Annotated in this window: 20 protein-coding genes and 1 pseudogene; 12 read left to right on the forward strand and 9 right to left on the reverse strand. The window is 55.6% G+C overall.

Annotated elements, in window-relative coordinates; translation table 11 throughout:
- The first annotated feature begins 126 nt into the window (after positions 1 to 126).
- From BWI95_RS23555 to BWI95_RS17240, 9 genes and pseudogenes are all read left to right on the forward strand, one after another.
- Positions 127 to 291, forward strand: coding sequence for a hypothetical protein (locus tag BWI95_RS23555; protein WP_167552472.1), 165 nt, complete (start codon positions 127 to 129; stop codon positions 289 to 291).
- Positions 288 to 1,598, forward strand: a pseudogene (locus BWI95_RS17210) (DNA cytosine methyltransferase); the annotation flags it as partial. The gene BWI95_RS23555 and the pseudogene BWI95_RS17210, both read left to right, overlap by 4 nt.
- Before the next feature lie 84 nt (positions 1,599 to 1,682).
- Positions 1,683 to 2,237, forward strand: coding sequence for a phage N-6-adenine-methyltransferase (locus BWI95_RS24135; RefSeq protein WP_332308570.1), 555 nt, complete (start codon positions 1,683 to 1,685; stop codon positions 2,235 to 2,237).
- Positions 2,234 to 2,452, forward strand: a complete 219-nt coding sequence (locus tag BWI95_RS17215; protein ID WP_045343381.1) for a hypothetical protein — start codon at positions 2,234 to 2,236, stop codon at positions 2,450 to 2,452. Before BWI95_RS24135 ends, BWI95_RS17215 begins: the two co-directional genes overlap by 4 nt.
- Positions 2,449 to 3,741 (forward strand): phosphoadenosine phosphosulfate reductase domain-containing protein, encoded by a 1,293-nt coding sequence (locus BWI95_RS17220; protein WP_076769916.1) that lies wholly within the window; start codon positions 2,449 to 2,451, stop codon positions 3,739 to 3,741. The genes BWI95_RS17215 and BWI95_RS17220 overlap by 4 nt, the downstream gene beginning before the upstream one ends.
- Before the next feature lie 271 nt (positions 3,742 to 4,012).
- Positions 4,013 to 4,231, forward strand: a complete 219-nt coding sequence (locus BWI95_RS17225) for a TraR/DksA family transcriptional regulator (RefSeq protein WP_054803807.1) — start codon at positions 4,013 to 4,015, stop codon at positions 4,229 to 4,231.
- 105 nt (positions 4,232 to 4,336) lie between these two features.
- Complete coding sequence (locus BWI95_RS17230; protein ID WP_054803808.1) at positions 4,337 to 4,591, forward strand: hypothetical protein; 255 nt, start codon at positions 4,337 to 4,339, stop codon at positions 4,589 to 4,591.
- A 153-nt stretch (positions 4,592 to 4,744) separates the two neighbouring features.
- Positions 4,745 to 4,993: an excisionase family protein gene (locus BWI95_RS17235; RefSeq protein WP_054803809.1), complete on the forward strand. Its 249-nt coding sequence runs from the start codon at positions 4,745 to 4,747 to the stop codon at positions 4,991 to 4,993.
- A gap of 31 nt (positions 4,994 to 5,024) precedes the next feature.
- Complete coding sequence (locus BWI95_RS17240) at positions 5,025 to 6,311, forward strand: site-specific integrase (RefSeq protein WP_076769917.1); 1,287 nt, start codon at positions 5,025 to 5,027, stop codon at positions 6,309 to 6,311.
- A 31-nt stretch (positions 6,312 to 6,342) separates the two neighbouring features.
- Here BWI95_RS17240 and BWI95_RS17245 read toward each other — a convergent pair whose 3' ends face one another.
- Positions 6,343 to 7,959: a peptide ABC transporter substrate-binding protein gene (locus BWI95_RS17245; protein WP_076769918.1), complete on the reverse strand. Its 1,617-nt coding sequence runs from the start codon at positions 7,957 to 7,959 to the stop codon at positions 6,343 to 6,345.
- Between the two features lie 156 nt (positions 7,960 to 8,115).
- Here BWI95_RS17245 and mpaA point away from each other — a divergent pair, with 156 nt between their 5' ends.
- Positions 8,116 to 8,829: a murein tripeptide amidase MpaA gene (gene mpaA / locus BWI95_RS17250; RefSeq protein ID WP_054803810.1), complete on the forward strand. Its 714-nt coding sequence runs from the start codon at positions 8,116 to 8,118 to the stop codon at positions 8,827 to 8,829.
- Here the strand turns inward: mpaA and ycjG are convergent.
- On the reverse strand, positions 8,781 to 9,785 hold the full coding sequence (gene ycjG, locus BWI95_RS17255; RefSeq protein ID WP_076769919.1) for an L-Ala-D/L-Glu epimerase: 1,005 nt from the start codon (positions 9,783 to 9,785) through the stop codon (positions 8,781 to 8,783). The genes mpaA and ycjG overlap by 49 nt on opposite strands.
- Before the next feature lie 115 nt (positions 9,786 to 9,900).
- Between ycjG and tpx the strand changes: the two genes are divergently transcribed.
- The gene (gene tpx / locus BWI95_RS17260; RefSeq protein WP_054803811.1) at positions 9,901 to 10,407 is read left to right on the forward strand and encodes a thiol peroxidase; all 507 of its coding nucleotides are present in this window, start codon (positions 9,901 to 9,903) and stop codon (positions 10,405 to 10,407) included.
- Positions 10,408 to 10,474: 67 nt separating this feature from the next.
- Here the strand turns inward: tpx and tyrR are convergent, their stop codons facing one another.
- From tyrR to pspA, 7 genes are all read right to left on the reverse strand, one after another.
- Positions 10,475 to 12,016 (reverse strand): transcriptional regulator TyrR, encoded by a 1,542-nt coding sequence (gene tyrR, locus BWI95_RS17265; protein WP_076769920.1) that lies wholly within the window; start codon positions 12,014 to 12,016, stop codon positions 10,475 to 10,477.
- 145 nt (positions 12,017 to 12,161) lie between these two features.
- Entirely contained in the window at positions 12,162 to 13,223 is a 1,062-nt protein-coding gene (locus tag BWI95_RS17270) for a TIGR01620 family protein (protein ID WP_076769921.1), read from the reverse strand.
- Positions 13,220 to 14,617: a YcjX family GTP-binding protein gene (locus BWI95_RS17275; protein WP_076770331.1), complete on the reverse strand. Its 1,398-nt coding sequence runs from the start codon at positions 14,615 to 14,617 to the stop codon at positions 13,220 to 13,222. The genes BWI95_RS17270 and BWI95_RS17275 overlap by 4 nt, the downstream gene beginning before the upstream one ends.
- A 70-nt stretch (positions 14,618 to 14,687) precedes the next feature.
- Entirely contained in the window at positions 14,688 to 14,930 is a 243-nt protein-coding gene (pspD, locus tag BWI95_RS17280; protein ID WP_023478580.1) for a phage shock protein PspD, read from the reverse strand.
- A 9-nt stretch (positions 14,931 to 14,939) separates the two neighbouring features.
- Positions 14,940 to 15,299 (reverse strand): envelope stress response membrane protein PspC, encoded by a 360-nt coding sequence (gene pspC / locus BWI95_RS17285; protein WP_023478705.1) that lies wholly within the window; start codon positions 15,297 to 15,299, stop codon positions 14,940 to 14,942.
- Entirely contained in the window at positions 15,299 to 15,523 is a 225-nt protein-coding gene (gene pspB / locus BWI95_RS17290) for an envelope stress response membrane protein PspB (RefSeq protein WP_023478697.1), read from the reverse strand. The genes pspC and pspB overlap by 1 nt, the downstream gene beginning before the upstream one ends.
- A 52-nt stretch (positions 15,524 to 15,575) precedes the next feature.
- Positions 15,576 to 16,244 (reverse strand): phage shock protein PspA, encoded by a 669-nt coding sequence (gene pspA / locus BWI95_RS17295; protein ID WP_023478673.1) that lies wholly within the window; start codon positions 16,242 to 16,244, stop codon positions 15,576 to 15,578.
- A 167-nt stretch (positions 16,245 to 16,411) separates the two neighbouring features.
- Here pspA and pspF point away from each other — a divergent pair, with 167 nt between their 5' ends.
- Positions 16,412 to 17,401, forward strand: a complete 990-nt coding sequence (gene pspF / locus BWI95_RS17300) for a phage shock protein operon transcriptional activator (RefSeq protein WP_054803478.1) — start codon at positions 16,412 to 16,414, stop codon at positions 17,399 to 17,401.
- Positions 17,402 to 17,451: the final 50 nt, after the last annotated feature.

Consider the following 17,451-nt stretch of genomic DNA (forward strand, 5'->3'; position numbering starts at 1 on the left):
ACCGATGCTGAGCTATTCCTCTTTGGGCGATTCAGTATCGAAGAGATAGCAGTAGCTACCGGCCGTTCGATTATCTCTGTACGCAATAAGCGCAACTCACTGGCACGAAAGTCAGGAGGAAAAATTATGTCTGAATGGACAAGCGAAGAGCTCGCCCTGCTCTGGCGTTACAACAATGAGCAGGTCGCTGAAATGACCGGGCGCAGCGTTGAGGAAGTTGGGGATCGGCGTTTGAAAGCCAACTACGAGCGCAATAACTGGCCTGAGTTCGACCCGGAGCGTGAGTCATGAGATATGGATCTGTATGCAGTGGCATCGAAGCCGCAACAGTGGCATGGGCACCGCTTGGATGGAAAGCTGCGTGGTTCGCCGAGATTGAAAAATTCCCGTCAGCCGTGCTGGCCGCCCGGTGGCCTGAAGTTTCCAACCTTGGCGATATGACCAAAATCGCCGCCGCGGTGCGCGCTGGTGAAGTCGAAGCGCCGGATGTTCTGGTTGGCGGTACGCCGTGCCAGGCGTTCAGCATTGCTGGTTTACGTAACGGCCTCGCTGACGCGCGCGGGCAATTAACCCTTTCCTATGTGGAGCTGGCTGATGCCATCGATGACAAGCGCCGCGAAGCCGGTGAAGAAGAAGCCATTATCGTCTGGGAAAACGTCCCCGGCGTGCTCAGCAGCAAAGACAACGCCTTCGGCTGCCTCCTTGCCGGTCTGGCTGGAGAAAATGAAGCAATCGAACCTGGTGACCGACCTGCAGCAGGAAAAAGTAACCAGTTCTGGCGCTGGAGCAAAAAAGCCGGTCATCACATTGCAGCATGGCCGCAGCGTGGTTGTGTTTATGGACCACAGCGCGCGCTGGCCTGGGTTGTCAGAGATGCCCAATACTTCGGAGTGGCCCAACGCCTCAAGCGTGTGTTCGTTGTCGCAAGTGCTCGAGCAGGGTTCGATCCCGCAGAAGTACTTTTTGAGTTCGACGGCGTGCGCCGGGATTCTGCGCCGCGCAGAGAATCGCAACCGGAAATTGCCAGAAATGCTGGAGCGCGCTCTAAAGTCGGTAGTCACTGGGATAACCCAGCAAACCCTCACCCAACCCTGAATCAGTCCAACAATGTAGGCGGAATTTGGCAGAGCAATCAGGAATTATTTGCTCAGCGGGGATCGGGAATTGTTGGCACTCTGTCTGCGCATTCGTTTACCGGCGGCGCAGGTGGCCGCCCTGAAGGCGCTGCTGCAGGTCATTTTATCGCTCACGCGTTTGCTGAAAACAGCCGCGGTGAAATAAGACTGGAGGATGGAAACGGCGGCATCACCGGTTGCCTTTCAACTGGTGGTGGCAAGCCAGGCCAGGGTACGCCTGCAATTTGCATTCAGCATGCTTCTATCGGTCGTCACGATGCAGCAGGTCCTCAGGGTAGAGGTTATCAGGAAGATGTGGCTTTTACTCAGGATTCGCGCTCATCTGCTGATGTCGTTCAGTACGGTATGCAGGTCCGCCGCCTTACTCCAGTCGAATGCGAGCGCCTTCAGGGATTCCCTGACGATCACACCTTGATTGCTTGGCGTGGCAAAGACGCAGCTGAATGCCCGGATGGTCCGCGCTATAAAGCGATCGGCAACTCTATGGCTGTACCGGTAATGCGCTGGATTGGTGAGCGTATAGCGTCTGCTCTGCCAGCCGAGAAGATGACTGGTGATTATGGCGGAAGTAAAACCCCGCTCGACCAGCGCGACCTATGGCGAACTCCACCGGCACTCTTCGCTTCTCTTAATGCCGAGTTCTGCTTCCAACTTGATGCGGCCGCAGCGCCGCGCAACGCTCTGTGTAAGAGGTTCATCACCGCCGAGCAGAACACGCTCGAAACGCCCTGGGCTGATTACCTCAGCATTCCCGGTTACGTTTGGCTCAACCCGCCCTACAGCGACATCACTCCTTTCGTGAAGAAAGCCTCTGCCGAGAGCGGCAATCAGATCGGCACGGTGATGCTGGTACCGGCAGACACCTCAGTTGGCTGGTTCAAAGAGGCGCTCCAGACCGCAAGCGAGGTTCGATTTATTACCGCCGGGCGGCTGGCATTCATCAATCCGGTGACGGGTAAGCCTGTGTCAGGAAACAACAAAGGGTCGATGCTCATCATCTGGCATCCGTACCCGAGAACACACTGCCACTTCGCAACTGTGGATCGGGACGAGTTAATGACTTTCGGGGCGAAACTTCTCGCCCGCCGGGAGGCAGCATGACACCAGAAATCGAAAACGCCATCCGCGCGCAGGGCCGTAAATGCGTGGATGAAATCCGCCAGGCAATGAAAGCCCGGCCAAAGCCGAAATGGAATTCAGTGGTGCCGCCGATCCTCAAAAAGCATCACGCAAAGATAGAGCCTATGGGCGTCAGCCTAGTGGCATTCGTTAGCAGAATTGGCCGCATGAATGGGCGCTATGGAGTGGAATCATGAGCAAAGCAGCGATGATTATCGTCCCAACGGACATCAGCCAAAAAATTAGTGAAATTGAGAAGGAATACAGCCGCTATCTAACCGATTTCCGCATTCCAGACGATCACAAGATCGTCGTTAACTTCTCCGCTGGCAAAGACTCAACGGCCACTATGGCCATAGCACATGCGCTGTTCGGCGAAAAGGTTCAAGGCGTTATGGCCGATACCGACAACGAGCATGAGCTGACTATCGAATTCGGCAAAAACATTCATGAGAAAATCGGGTGCTCACCAATTCAGGTCGTTAAACGCATTTATACACAGCAGGAATTCGATGCACGGCGTTTGTCTTTAACCAAAAACTGGAGCAAGAGGCAGGCCATAAGAAGTGGCGCATACCGCGGAGTAATCATGCCTTCGCTCGCCCGATCTGATACTCCTTTTGGACGCGCATGGCAAAAAACAGCTGAACGATGGGGCATTGAATTCAGCACCCCTCTAGAAGCGGCGCTTTCTGTTCTCCATCCAAGCGGCAACAGCTTCCTCGACGCGGCTCTGCTACACGGCATGTTTCCCATGCTACGTAACCGGTTTTGCACAGATGAGCTGAAAATACAGGTTGCATACGATTTTGCAATTAAGCCATTGCTGGATGATGGCGAAGTGGTTGTTCAGTGGTCAGGGGTGCGCGGCGATGAATCATCGAAGCGCGCCGGTTACGATCGTTTCTCAAGCGACCAGCGGGACCCGGAGTTTCTATATAACTTTCTCCCGATCCACCAATGGACAGCAGCTGAAGTTTTTGCCCTTCATAAATATTTTGGCATTTCACCAAACCCTCTCTACACCCAGGGAGCTGCTCGCGTCGGTTGCATGAACTGTGTCCTGTGCAACAAAGAAGAGATTGCAGAAACAGCTGCCCGCTGGCCAGAGCACATTGAAAAGCACCGTTTGTGGGAGCAGAAGGTTCGCCTCGTTTCTCGCTGGGTGCACTGGATGAGCGTTGGCACAGAGAGCCAGGCATGGGTCAACTCGATAATTGGTTTCCGAGAGATAGCAAAACGACATGGCGAAACAGTGAAAGTTCGGCGTCTACTGGGAGACGTGCCGCGCCTCTATGGTCTTGACACGGAAGTTCAGAATATCGACTGGTCCGGGTTTTATGGCCCGCGCGGAAACATGGGCGCGCCGTCTGTTCCGGAAGTTATCGAGTGGGCAAAGACAGGTCGCGGTGGAAAGGTTTATGACCTGGTAAAAGCGAGCATTGACACATCTGTGTGTGCATCTCGCTATGGATTATGTGAATGAGGAAAGCGGCAGCATGAAAGCCAAAATCACCAGGTCGCTAAAGCGGCCTTTTTTATTGCTGGCGTTCACCTTCAACCGTATTAACCAACAGTTCCGGGAGCACCCATGAAACGAATATCCATCGCATTGGCTGTCATGGCTTCGGTTAAATCGTGGAGCGTCGCCACTCTATCCCCTTCCCTTTATGCCGGATTTAGCTATCCGGTGAGCAGCGGAAAGACTGGCATCGCAGCATCGCGCCGGGCCGCCAAGAAACGCAGGAGAGCACGCAATGGCTGACATCATCGACAGCGCATCAGAGATTGAAGAGCTTCAGCGTAACGCTGCCCTTTCCGCTCAACGCATCAACCGCAGCGCGGTATCAGCTGAGCATTGCGAGGAGTGCGGCGATCCTATTCCTGATCTACGGCGCGCGGCGATGCCCGGCTGCCAGATGTGCGCTGAGTGTCAGGCAGAAAAAGAGCTTCGGCAGAAACAAGGAAGGGCGTAAGGTGATACCTGCCTTCCAGCACTAAAGTAAATAATTAGGCGCTACCTAATTATTGAACGGTGTTGTCTGAAGCGATCCCAATAATTAGCATAAGGAGGATAAGGTATGCCAAGTTGCTTACTTTTTAGAAACGATGCTCCAGTGATGGATTTGAAAATGAAGCTCGATTCGCCTTTTTTTTACGTTGCGAATGTCAGCACTGGAAAGAAGGATGCTTATGAGGTTCATGAATATGTAAAAGTTGATCATGAAACCAATGAAACATTCCTTTACCAGATAGCTTACGACAAAAAGCCATCAAATGAAGAAGTAGAGAAGGCGCTGATTGATTTAAAGGCCGAACCTATATCTCAGCGTTAACATAATTTAGACCTCGCTATGACGGGGTATCACATACCCCGAATAATCGGCACAAAAATTTTCTCACCGATATCCTGTCGTGTGCAGATCACAGATAAGACCTAGCTTGATGTTTGCCGCCTGCGGGCGGCTTCTTTTTGCCTGGAGTAAACCATGAGTGAAGCGATCCAACTGGTGCCCAATAAATGGGTATCAGAAGAAGTTCTGATGGCGATCACTGGCCTGACCAAAAACGCTATCAAGTCCGCGCGCGAAAAGTCTTGGATGGAAGGCCGAGAGTACCGGCATTACTCCGGCGACTGCCAGCCGAAGGACAACTCCCCTATCCTCTACAACCGCCACGAAGTCGATAACTGGGTTGAACGTCAGCGCCCGGCGATCCCCCGTCAAAAATCTGCTTAAATAGGCCCTCTTTCATAACAGAGGAAGAAGCATGTCTAAATATCCAACCGGGGTCGAGAACCACGGGGGCACACTGCGCCTGTGGTTTATCTACCAGGGTGAGCGGGTACGCGAAAGCCTGGGCGTACCTGACACCCCCAAGAACAGGAAACTAGCTGGGGAGTTAAGAACGTCGATCTGCTATGCGATCAAGACCGGCACCTTTGATTACTCAGCGCAGTTCCCAAACTCTCCGCGAGCTGAAGTTAATGATGATCACAAACTCAAGGTGACGATTGCAGAGCTCGCAGCTAAATGGCTTTCATTGAAGGAGACGGTGTTATCCCGTAACACGCTAATGCGTTACACATCCTATATAAAGATGTGTTTACGCATTATGGATGATACAAAGCCAGTGTCAGCACTGACGCATGAGAGTCTTTTGTCTTTGCGGCATGAGCTACTGACAGGCTATCAACTCGTTGGAAAAACCCTTCAGCGCTCTCATAAAAAAGGTCGAACAGTACGGACGGTGAATGCCTACATGTCCGTTATGATTGAAATGCTGAAGTTTGCTGAGAGAAATAACTACACCCGAGGGTCAGTCATCACAGACCTAAGGCCGCTGAGAAAATCGAAGGCAGAACCGGATCCATTGACTAAGGATGAATTCATTCGTTTGTTAGATGCAACCACGCATGAGCAAATCCGGAACCTCTGGATTCTGGCAGTAGGTACGGGAATGAGACATGGTGAGTTGTGCGCTTTAGCGTGGGAGGACATCGATACTGTCAACTGGGCGGTAAGAATCAATCGCAATCTGGCAATTTCTGATCACTTTACACCACCCAAAACAGAAAGTGGCATCAGGACCGTAAATCTCACCACACCAGCCATAAATGCGCTCAAAAGTCAGATGCAATTAACGCGTATGCAGACGCAGCGTGAGGTAATTGTTAACCTGCGCGAGTACGGTAAAAAGCGAAAAGATCTCTGCACATTTGTTTTTAATCCGTCTGTTTCTGCAAGGCATCAGACGAAAAGCTTCTGTTACATTCCAGGTTCACTGGCAGCGTCATGGAATAATCTTCTAAAGCGTGCCGGAATCCGTCACCGCAAAGCATACGAGTCACGCCATACTTTTGCATGCTGGGCTTTAAGCGCCGGAGCTAACCCGAGCTTTATTGCAAACCAGATGGGGCATACAAATGCACAGATGGTTTTTACTGTGTATGGAAAATGGATGTCCGAACATGACGTTGATCAGATCGCTTTGCTAAATACAAATTTTGACTTCAATACCCCACCCATGCCCCACAAGAAAGTGGCTGGAATATAGATAATCTATAATTCAGCCACTTACATGCATGTTAATGTTTTATGATGTATAGCGTACGGCTGTAGGCCACATCTTCCGGGTTGGTGATCGGATAGCCTTTCAGCCACGGCTTGATCAACCGCGCGTTGGTGTACTGATAAATAGGTGCAATCGGCGCTTTGCTGGCGATAATCTGCTCCGCTTCGTTGTAATCCGCATTGCGCGCTTCCGGCGTATTTTCCTGTGTCGCCTGGTTAAACGCTTTGTCATAGGCCGCGTCGCTAAAACGCGGAATATTGCTGCTGCTGTTGGAGGTCAACACGGAGAGAAAGGTCGATGGCTCGTTGTAATCCCCCACCCACGAGGCGCGAATGACATCGAAATTGCCGCTGTTACGGCTGTCGATATAGGTTTTCCACTCCTGATTTTGCAGCTTCACCTCCGCACCGAGGTTTTTCTTCCACATCGACGCCACTGCAATGGCAATCTTTTGATGGTTCTCAGAGGAGTTATAGAGCAGCGTCAGCTTCAGTGGTCGCTGCGGACCGTAACCCGCCGCCTGCAGCAGGGTTTTCGCCTGTGCGTTCAACTCCGGCTGGCTCATCTGTTCAAATGGCGACGGCTTCGGCGTAAACCCGGCGGTGACATCCGGAGTAAAGCGCCACGCCGGTTTCTCGCCGCTGCCCAACACTTTCTCGGCAATCACCCGGCGATCGATGGTTAAGCTCAACGCCAGGCGCACGCGCGCATCTGCCGTCGGCCCCTTCTGAGTATTGAACGCGTAGTAATAGGTGCCCAGTTGCGGCGGCGTATAGACCTGGCCCGGGATCTCTTTTTGCAGCTTCTGGTAGAGGTTTTTCGGGAAAGATTCGGTGATATCAACGCCATTCGCCAGGTAGCGTTTGGTAGCGGCAGACTCCTGATTGATCGGCACAAAGGTCACCTTATTGATCACCGTTTTGCCATCGTCCCAGTACTGTTTATTGCGCGCCAGCTCCAGCTTTTCATTCACCACGCGGTTAGTCAGCACAAAAGCGCCGTTACCCACCAGATTGCCGGGACGCGTCCACTCTGCGCCGCTCTCGACATTCTTTTGCTGCACCGGATAGAGCGCGAAACTGGCCGCAAGGTTCGGGAACCACGGCAGCGGTTTATCAAGCTGCACGCGCAGCGTTTTCGCATCCACCGCGCTGACGCCCAGTTTATCAACCGCCATTTTGCCATCGGTTATCGCTTTCGCATTGCTGATGCCCGCTAAGGCAGCGAACCCGGCAAACGGGGATGTAGTTTGCGGGTTAACCAGCCGCTGCCAGCTGTAGACAAAATCCTGCGCCGTGACCGGCGTGCCATCGGACCAGCGGGCATCATCACGCAGCGTAAAGGTCCAGATGCGGTTATCGCTGCTCTGCCAGCTTTTCGCCACACCGGGAATGACTTCACCCTTCTCATTCTGATTGACCAGGCCTTCAAAGAGATCGCGGATCACCTGAATTTCCGGCAGGCCAACCGCTTTTGCCGGATCGAGCGTTGCCGGCTCATCTTTGAGGTGGCGCACCACTTCTTGTTTTTCCGCAAGCGGGGTTCCCGGCGGCACATCCGCTGCAAACACGCTAACAGATAAGCCGCACAGCGCCAGCGCGCAGCAAAGTTTTGAAAATCGGTATGTCATGAAAGCCCCTTGTGATGTGCCACATCCCGCAAAAAAGATGCGGTAATTATTTGTTTTAGCTCTAAGGAATGCAAACTCATACATCAGGAAAATGATTTGCGTCGCACCGCTTTATATCCAACACTTGGTTTATTCAATGCAGAAACAGGTAAACCTATGCCAGCGACACGTCCGCGCTCTTTACGGGGAAACTTTGCTGACAGCCGTCAGCAGTATGGTGAGTCCCTGCTCGGTGCCCCGCTTTTCTGGTTTCCGGCACCGCTGGCAACGGCGAAAAGCGGGCTGATTATTGCCGGCACGCACGGGGATGAGAATGCCGCGATGGTCGCCCTCTCCTGCGCCATGCGTGCGCTCAAGAGCGATCTGCGCCATCATCACGTGGTGCTGGCGGTGAACCCGGATGGTTGCCAACTCGGTTTACGCGCCAACGCCAACGGCGTCGATCTCAACCGTAACTTTCCGGCGGCCAACTGGAAGGCGGGCGATACCGTTTATCGCTGGAACAGCGCAGCGCCAGAGCGTGATGTGGTGCTGCACACGGGTGCTGCTCCGGGTTCCGAGCCGGAAACCCGCGCGCTCTGCCAGTTAATTCATCGCCTGCATCCGGCGTGGGTGGTTAGCTTTCACGATCCGCTGGCCTGCGTGGAAGATCCGCGCGAAAGCCCGCTTGGCGAGTGGCTGGCGCAGGCTTTTTCGCTGCCGTTAGTCAAAAGCGTCGGGTATGAGACGCCCGGCTCCTTCGGCAGCTGGTGTGCGGAGATCAATCTGCCCTGCATTACCATGGAGCTGCCGCCGGTCTCTGCCGATGCCGCCAGCGAAGATTATCTCGCGGCAATGACCTCACTGCTTTGCTGGGATGCCGAAAGGTGAAGCTCTCCGGTGGAGAAGCGCAGCGACGGCTCGACATCCACCGCCAGCCAGGTGGGGCCATCAAGATCGGCGAAGCGCACACCACTAACCAGCGGTAGCGCCGCTGCAATGGCGCGTGAGGTGCAGATCATGCAGCCGAGCATCAATCCGAAGCCGCGTTCGGCGGCTTCATGGGCCAGCGCCAGCGCTTCGGTCAGCCCGCCAGTTTTATCCAGCTTAATGTTGACCATCTCATAGCGCCCCTGCAGCGCATCAAGGCTTTCACGCGTATGGCAGCTCTCATCTGCGCAGATCGGTAACGGGTGGATAAAGTTGATCAGCGCCGCGTCTTCGCCAGCGGGCAGTGGCTGCTCAAGCATCGCCACACCTAAATCAGCCAGCAGCTGGCAGCGTGCTGCAAGCCCTTCGCTGTGCCACGACTCGTTAGCATCGACAATCAGCGTTGCCTCTGGCGCGGCGGCGCGGATCGCCACAAGCCGCTCGCTAATAAGATGATCATCAAGCTTAATCTTCAGCAGCCGGGCGCCGGTTTCGCTCAGTGCCGCCGCGCTGGCGGCCATCTGTTCTGGTGTGCCGATCACCACCGTTTGCGCGGTGATAACCGTTTCCGGCAGGGTTACGCCAGTGTAGTGCGCCAGTGAACGCCCCGCTTTGCGCGCAGCCAGATCCCACAGCGCGCAATCGACCGCATTGCGCGCTGCACCAGGCGGCAACAGGGTTTGCAGCGCTTCACGGCTGAGGCGGTTTTGCAGCTGCGGCACAATGGTCATGATTTGTGCCATCACCGACGCCTCGCTCTCGCCATAGCGTGCGTAAGGGGTACATTCGCCAACCGCTTTGATCCCGTCCTCTTCCAGTTCGACCACCACCACTTTCGCTTCACTGCGCGCGCCGCGCGAAATCACAAACGGCGAATGCAGCGGCCAGGTTTCCTCATAAACGTTCACATTTCTCATACATGCTCCTTTGACGGAATGTAAACCAGTATAGATACGAAAATTGGTTTGCCGTGGTCCTGGACGATGGCATAAACTAGCGCCGACGTTAACTATATGTAAACAGGAAGCTATTATGTCGCAACTCGTTCATTTTCAGGGCAACCCGGTTCCCGTTGCTGGCGCTATTCCGCAGGTTGGCGCAAAAGCGCAGCCGTTCACGCTTGTCGCTAAAGATCTTACCGATGTTGCGCTGAACCAGTTCGCCGGTAAGCGCAAAGTGCTGAACATTTTCCCGAGCATCGATACCGGTGTTTGCGCCGCTTCCGTGCGCAAATTCAATCAGCTGGCGACAGAGGTGAACAACACCGTTGTACTGTGCATCTCTGCTGACCTGCCGTTTGCCCAGTCCCGCTTCTGCGGCGCAGAAGGCCTGAGCAACGTTATCACCCTCTCCACCCTGCGCGGTGCAGATTTCCTCGACAACTATGGCGTCGGTATCTCCGACGGCGCGCTGAAAGGCCTGGCTGCACGTGCGGTCGTGGTGCTTGATGAGAACGATACGGTCATCTTCAGCGAGCTGGTGAATGAGATCACCAACGAGCCGGATTACACCGCTGCACTGGACGTGCTGAAAGGCTAATCGCGTCTGGAATGAAACAGGCCGGATAAGCGCTTACCGCTATCCGGCCTTTTTTATCACTACAACGTTACTCGTCGCTCTTCTTCTGGCTCAAGCCATACTCCCGCAGCTTGTTAGCAATCGCCGTATGCGAGACGCCTAAGCGCTTCGCCAGCTTGCGCGTGCTGGGGTAATTTCGATAGAGCTGGGTTAACACCGAACGCTCGAAGCGGCTGGTGATATCGTCCAACGATCCCTCCATCGCATCATCCCCGACCGGCACGGTGGCCGCATCGTAATCCGGCAGCTGGATATCCTGCGCGCGCAGCTCATACCCCTCCAGCTGGGTTAAGGCGCGATAGATGGCGTTTTTCAACTGGCGCACGTTGCCCGGCCAGTTATAGCGGCTAAGCAACTGCGTCAAATCGTGGGCGAGTTTCGGCCGGGGCAGACCCTGTTCATCGGCAAAGCGCGCAACAAACAGTTCGGTCAGCGGCACGATATCCTGCGGGCGATCGCGCAGCGGCGGCAGATTGAGGGTCAGCACGTTCAGGCGGTAGTAAAGATCTTCGCGGAACAGCCCCTTCTGCACCAGCTCCACGAGGTTACGCTGCGTGGCGCAGATGACCCGCACATCCACATGCACTTCGTGATCTTCGCCAACGCGACGGAAAGTACCATCATTGAGGAAACGCAGCAGTTTCACCTGCATACGCGGCGACATTTCGCCAATCTCATCCAGCAGCACTGAACCGCCGTTCGCCTGCTCGAAAAAGCCCTTTTTGCCTTCCGGCGCATGGCCAAACAGTTCGCTTTCGACAGACTCTTCAGGAATCGAGGCACAGTTCAGCGCCAGATAGGGTTTTGCCGCGCGCGGGCTGGAAAGATGACAGGCATGCGCCAGCAGATCCTTCCCGGTGCCGGTGTCGCCGGTAATCAGCAGCGGTGCGGTGAGGGTTGCCAGCTTGCGCGCCTGCTCAACCACGTGGCGCATTTTCGGGCTGACAGCGACAATCTGGCTGAACGCGCTGACATCCTGCTGGGTGATATTTTGCAGTTGGCGGCCCATCCGTGCCGTTGAGCGCAGCATCACCACTGCGCCAGTCAGCACCGCCTCGCCGGTTTCCCCTTCCAGATGCACCGGCGTGATCTCCATCAGGAAGTTTTGCCCGCCGATCACCACATGTTCGTTATGCGAATGTTGCGGATTGCCCTCCAGCCAGCGCTGAAAGTTGAAACCGGTGATTAATTGAGCCGCATTATGGTTGAGTAGCTTATCCGGCTGTTGCCCAAAGAGCTGCGCGCTGGCGGCGTTTGCCAGTTCGATTTTGCACTTCATATCGAGCGACAGCACCGGTTCCGGCAACGCTTCAAGCAGCGCGCTCATCGCGCGGTGTTCGCGCTCGGAGGGCATCCACAGCACGGTGCGGACGTCGGTGACACCCTGAATACGGCGGATCTCCGCCATCAGACTGCTGAAGCTGTTAAAGTCGAGCGCGGCGAAATTGAGGTAGATACGCCCGATGGGATCGATCTCAATGCCGCGCAGATCGATGCCGCGCAGCACCAGCAGATCAAGTAATTCGCGTGTCAGACCAAGCCGGTCCTCACAAAAAACTTCAAGACGCATGGGAACCTTCACCCTTATTCATTCACGTAATGAAAGGATGATATGCCACTTAACGGTCGGCAGGAAGATGTCTGTCAACAAATATTGACAGCCTGCGGAAAAAAGCGGCGCGGCGGCGTAAAGATAAGCGCGCAGCGCCTGCTTTCTAACCGGCTGTGCCGGAAGATTTGCCTTTCTGTAGCGTCTCTTTGACCTGGGTTATCAGCTGACGGCGGAAATCGCCCAGCCGGGGTTTGTCACCATCGATCCATGGCAGCGGACGGCAAAGCTCCATCGCTTTAATACCGAGTCGCGCGGTAAGCAGCCCGGCGCCGATCCCCTGCGCTGCGCGCGCTGAGAGACGCGCGGCAAGATCCTGCGACATCCAGTCCATCCCCACTTCGCGCACCAGTTCGCTGGCGCCGGCAAAAGCCATGTTCAGCAGCACCAGGCGAAAAAGACGCAGGCGACTGTAATAACCCAGCTCAATACCATTGAGCGCGGCGATGCGGTTAATTAAGCGCAGATTGCGCCAGGCGATAAACGCCATATCGACCATCGCCAGCGGGCTGACGGCAATCATCAGCGTCGATTCCGCCGCCGAGCGGCTGATTTCACGCCGTGCCTGCGCATCCAGCACCGGCTGCACCAGGTGGGCATAGAGCGTGACGATTTCACGGTCGCTCTGGGTTTCATGGATCGCCGCGTACCAGCGCTGCAAGGCGGGATGCGATTTATCCAGCCCCGCCTGCTGCGCCAGTTTTTCGCAGAAGGCGCGCCCTTTGCCTGTGCCGTGGCTCTGCAACAGTTCGCGCGCTTCATCGCGCTCATGCGCACGCTGACGTAAACGCCACAGCCGCCGCCACTCGCTGGCAATGGATCCGACGCCAGCGCCGACAATCAGCGTCCCCGCCGCGCAGCCGCCAAGCGCTACCCAGTCATGGGTCTGCCAGGCATTGATTGCCCACTGCACGCCCTGACCAATCACGGTAATGCCTGCCAGCGCCAGCCCGGCGGTGACCATTTTGCGCCATAACGTGCGCTTCGGGCGCAGGGCGGCTTCAACCACCGCTTCCGCCTGCCCCTCTTCGGGCAGATCCTCAACGGCGACCGGCGCAAACTTCTCGGCGGCGAGAGCATCAAAGCGCTGCGCCTGTTTAAACTGCTCCTGCGCTGGCGTCTCCAGCGGCCCGGTGAAATCGATACGCGGTTTTAGCGGCTCGGTCATCGCAATTTATCTCCCAGTAAAAACTCCAGCGCGGCATCCAGCCGGATGTGCGGCAGCGGCGAATCGACATCCATCACCTGCGGGCGAAACGCCTCGAAATTAAAGCCCTGCTTCTCCCAGAAGGCCTGCCCCGGCAAGCGCGCCGGCACTTCGCCTGGATAGAAGGTGAGCGGCGAACCGTCGCTTAATCGGTGACCGCGTAACGCCGGAATCGTCTCGCCGTTAACCTCGATAAGGCCGCTCTGTGTCGCCTGAATCGAGGCCAGCCCCATGCAATCCATGCTGATGCCTTCAAAGGCGGCATTTTGCCACGCGTCCTGAATCAGCTGCTGCAGGAGCGACACCATATTGGCGTGCTGATCGACGGTGATGTGGTCCGCCTTGGTGGCGGCAAAGAGCAGCTTATCGATCACCGGCGAAAAGAGGCGGCGAAACAGCGTGCGCTGGCCGTAGTGGAAACTCTGCATCAGCTGAGTGAGCGCGAGGCGCATATCGTTAAAGGCCTGCGGGCCATTGTTGAGCGGTTGCAGGCAGTCAACCAGCACGATCTGACGGTCAAATTTCAGGAAATGGTTTTTATAAAAGCCTTTTACTACGTGGTCGCAATAGTATTGATAGCGTTCGCGCAGCATCCCGGCGTTGGTATGCCTGCCGGCCTGCGCCAGCTTCGCCTCGCCGGTGCCATCAACGTCCGGCCACGGGAAGAACTGTAATGCTGGTGCGCCTGCCATATCGCCCGGCAGTACAAATCGCCCCGGCTGGATAAAGTGCAGCCCTTCACGCTTGCACTGATGAAGGTACTCAGTCCAGGCGGCGGCGATCTCCGCCAGCCGGTTCTCATCGGCAGGCGCGAGCGGATCGAGCCCGGCGCAGAGCGCGCGCCACTTCTCAGACCACGCTTGCCGCTGCCCGGTAAGCAGGCCGGTCATCTGCCGCGACCAGCTCAGGTAATCCTGCGCCAGCATCGGCAGATCGAGCAGCCATTCGCCGGGGTAGTCGACAATTTCCAGATAGAGAGTGGAAGTCTCTTTAAAGTGGCGTAACAGCGAATCGCGGGAGCGAAAGCGCAGCGCGAGGCGGATTTCACTCACGCCGCGCGTCGGGGTTGGCCATACCGGCGGCGAGCCGTAAAGCTGGGCCAGCCCTTCATCATAGGTAAAACGGGGTATGCCGAAATCACGCTGGGGAACGCGTTTAACGCCGAGCAAGCGCTCTTCGCGCACCGCGCTGAACAGCGGCAGGCGCGCGCCCGTGTGAATTGAGAGAAGTTGATTAACCAGCGCGGTAATAAACGCGGTTTTACCGCTGCGGCTGAGGCCGGTCACCGCGAGACGGAGATGCTTGTCCATCCCGCGGTTGACCAGCGAGTTGAGTTCGTTTCGTAATCGTTCCATCGCCATGCGTATGCGCCCTTAAATCCAGAAGAGTCCTGCTCACTATGAGATATGGGCGGCGACGCAGTTGTCAACGCTTACGCGTAACAGGCTTGTTATCAAAGCGGCGGGAAAGCTTATTCGCCGCGCGCTTAAGAAGCGGCTCCAGTGCGAAGGCCAGCACCATTTTCAACGGTCGACGGGCAACGGATTTTACCGCCCAGCCCGCCACGCCCGCAGGTCCAACGCGCAGTGCGGTCAGCAACATCAGTTTGCCGACCAGCTTCAGGCCGGGTTTGACATTGCGGTTTACCTGTTGCCAGTGTCTATTCATATTCACCTCTTAAAGCTGACGAAAACGGCTACGCAGCGAGAACGTATCGGATGTGACATAACGCTCCATCTGGCGCAAACGGCTCTCGCCTGCGGCCAACTGGGCATCTACCGCATCCAGCAACTCGCTGTTGCTGGCCGGAACTTCACCTTCAGTGTAGTTATCCGGCAGCGGATCGAGCGCAAAATAGAGCGCGATATAGGCGACGACGACAAAGAAAAAGAGGCCAAACAGCATCGCCAGCACGGTGATGATACGCACCAGTCTGACCTGGATATCGAGATATTCCGCGATACCGGCGCAGACGCCGCCGAGCTTACCGCGCTGCGGAATACGCCATAATTTTTTATTCAGATTGAGGGTAGCCATCAGCGATCTCTCCAGTTTGGATGTTCTGCATCCAGAATATCTTCCAGCGCCTGAATGCGTTCGCGCATGCGCGTTGCTTCATCCGTCAGTTGCAGCAAACGTTGCTGCTCGTTCTGGTTAAGTGCACCGCGTGAAGCGCGGTTGTTGTAGTGCAGCCATAACCAGACCGGTAAAACAAACAGAATGAATAATGTCAGGGGTATAGCCAGAAAAAGCGTGCTCATGTGTACTCCTTACAGGGATGCCAGCGGCATCTTCTGATGCCGCCGCTCGTTATTATTGGTTGTCCTGTTTCATTCTGGCTTTCAGTTGCGCCAGTTGCTCGCTGATTTCATCATCTGCCTGCAGATCGGCAAACTGCTGATCCAGCGGTTTTTGCTTACCAAAACCGTGGCTTTCCGCTTCGGCTTCCATCTGGTCGATACGACGCTCGAAGGACTCAAAGCGTGCCATCGCTTCATCCATTTTGCCGCTGTCGAGCTGACGGCGCACATCGCGCGAGGAGCTTGCCGCCTGGTGACGCAGCGTCAGCGCCTGCTGGCGGGCGCGGGTTTCGCTCAGTTTGTTCTCCAGCTCGCCAATCTCTTTCTTCATGCGCGCCAGGCTTTCGTCAACCAGCGTCACTTCCTGCTCCAGCGTCTCGATAAGCGTGGTCACTTTCTGTTTTTCGATCAGCGCCGCACGCGCCAGATCCTCTTTCTCTTTACGCAGCGCCAGTTCGGCTTTCTCCTGCCATTCGGCTTGCTGCGCGCTCGCCTGCTCAATACGGCGCGTTAACTGTTTCTTTTCAGCCAGCGCACGTGCAGAGGTGGAACGCACTTCAACCAGCGTGTCTTCCATCTCCTGGATCATCAGGCGGACCAGTTTTTGCGGATCTTCCGCTTTCTCCAGCAGCGAGTTGATGTTGGCGTTCACGATGTCGGCAAAACGAGAAAAAATACCCATAATCTAATCCTCTTGATTTCTGTTATCGGGCTGAGCCCTGCTGCCTGATTAATACAATCTCCGTGCCAACTTTTCATCTTCTTGATTATAAAGGGAATGAATGATTTTACCTTAACCATAACTTAGACTAGAGTGGTTAAAGAGACCAACTTGTGGCGAATTTCATCATGGCAGAACAGAAAGATAACCTTCTTGGCGAAGCCAACAGCTTTATTGAGGTGCTGGAACAGGTTTCCCGCCTTGCACCGATCGATAAACCGGTGCTGATTATCGGCGAGCGCGGCACCGGTAAAGAGCTGATTGCCAACCGCCTGCACTACCTCTCCTCGCGCTGGCAGGGGCCGTTTATCTCCTTAAACTGCGCGGCGCTGAATGAAAACTTGCTCGACAGCGAACTGTTTGGTCATGAAGCGGGCGCCTTTACCGGTGCGCAGAAGCGCCACCCTGGCCGCTTTGAGCGCGCCGACGGCGGCACGCTGTTTCTGGATGAGCTGGCAACCGCGCCGATGCTGGTGCAGGAGAAATTGCTACGAGTGATTGAGTATGGCGAGCTGGAGCGCGTCGGCGGCAGCCAGCCGCTGCAGGTTAATGTGCGGCTGGTGTGCGCCACCAACGCCGATCTGCCGCAGATGGTGCAGGAAGGAACCTTTCGCGCCGACCTGCTCGACCGGCTGGCCTTTGATGTGGTGCTGTTACCGCCGCTGCGCCAGCGCCAGAGCGACATCATGCTGATGGCTGATCATTTCGCCATCCAGATGTGCCGCGAGCTGCATATGCCGCTCTTTCCCGGCTTTACGGAGCATGCCCGCGACGTGCTGATGAACTATGGGTGGCCGGGAAACATCCGCGAACTGAAAAACGTGGTGGAGCGATCGGTCTACCGTCACGGCAGCAGCGATACGCCGCTGGACACTATTATCCTCGACCCTTTCCGCCGCGATGTGAGTGAGAAAGCGCCAGCGCCGAGGCAAGAAAATAGCGCAACTTCGCTGCCAGAGCTGCCGCTGGACCTGCGACAGTTTCAGCTCGATCAGGAGAAAAACCTGCTCGAGCAGAGCCTGCAACAGGCCGAATTTAATCAGAAACGGGCGGCAGAGCGGCTTGGTTTAACCTATCACCAGCTACGCGCACTGCTGAAAAAGCATCAAATACGCTGAAATCGTCGACAATAACAGCAGTTGTCCGCAGACATTTGTACGTAGCCCAG

Source organism: Kosakonia cowanii JCM 10956 = DSM 18146, from assembly GCF_001975225.1.
GTDB classification, from domain to species: Bacteria; Pseudomonadota; Gammaproteobacteria; order Enterobacterales; family Enterobacteriaceae; genus Kosakonia; species Kosakonia cowanii.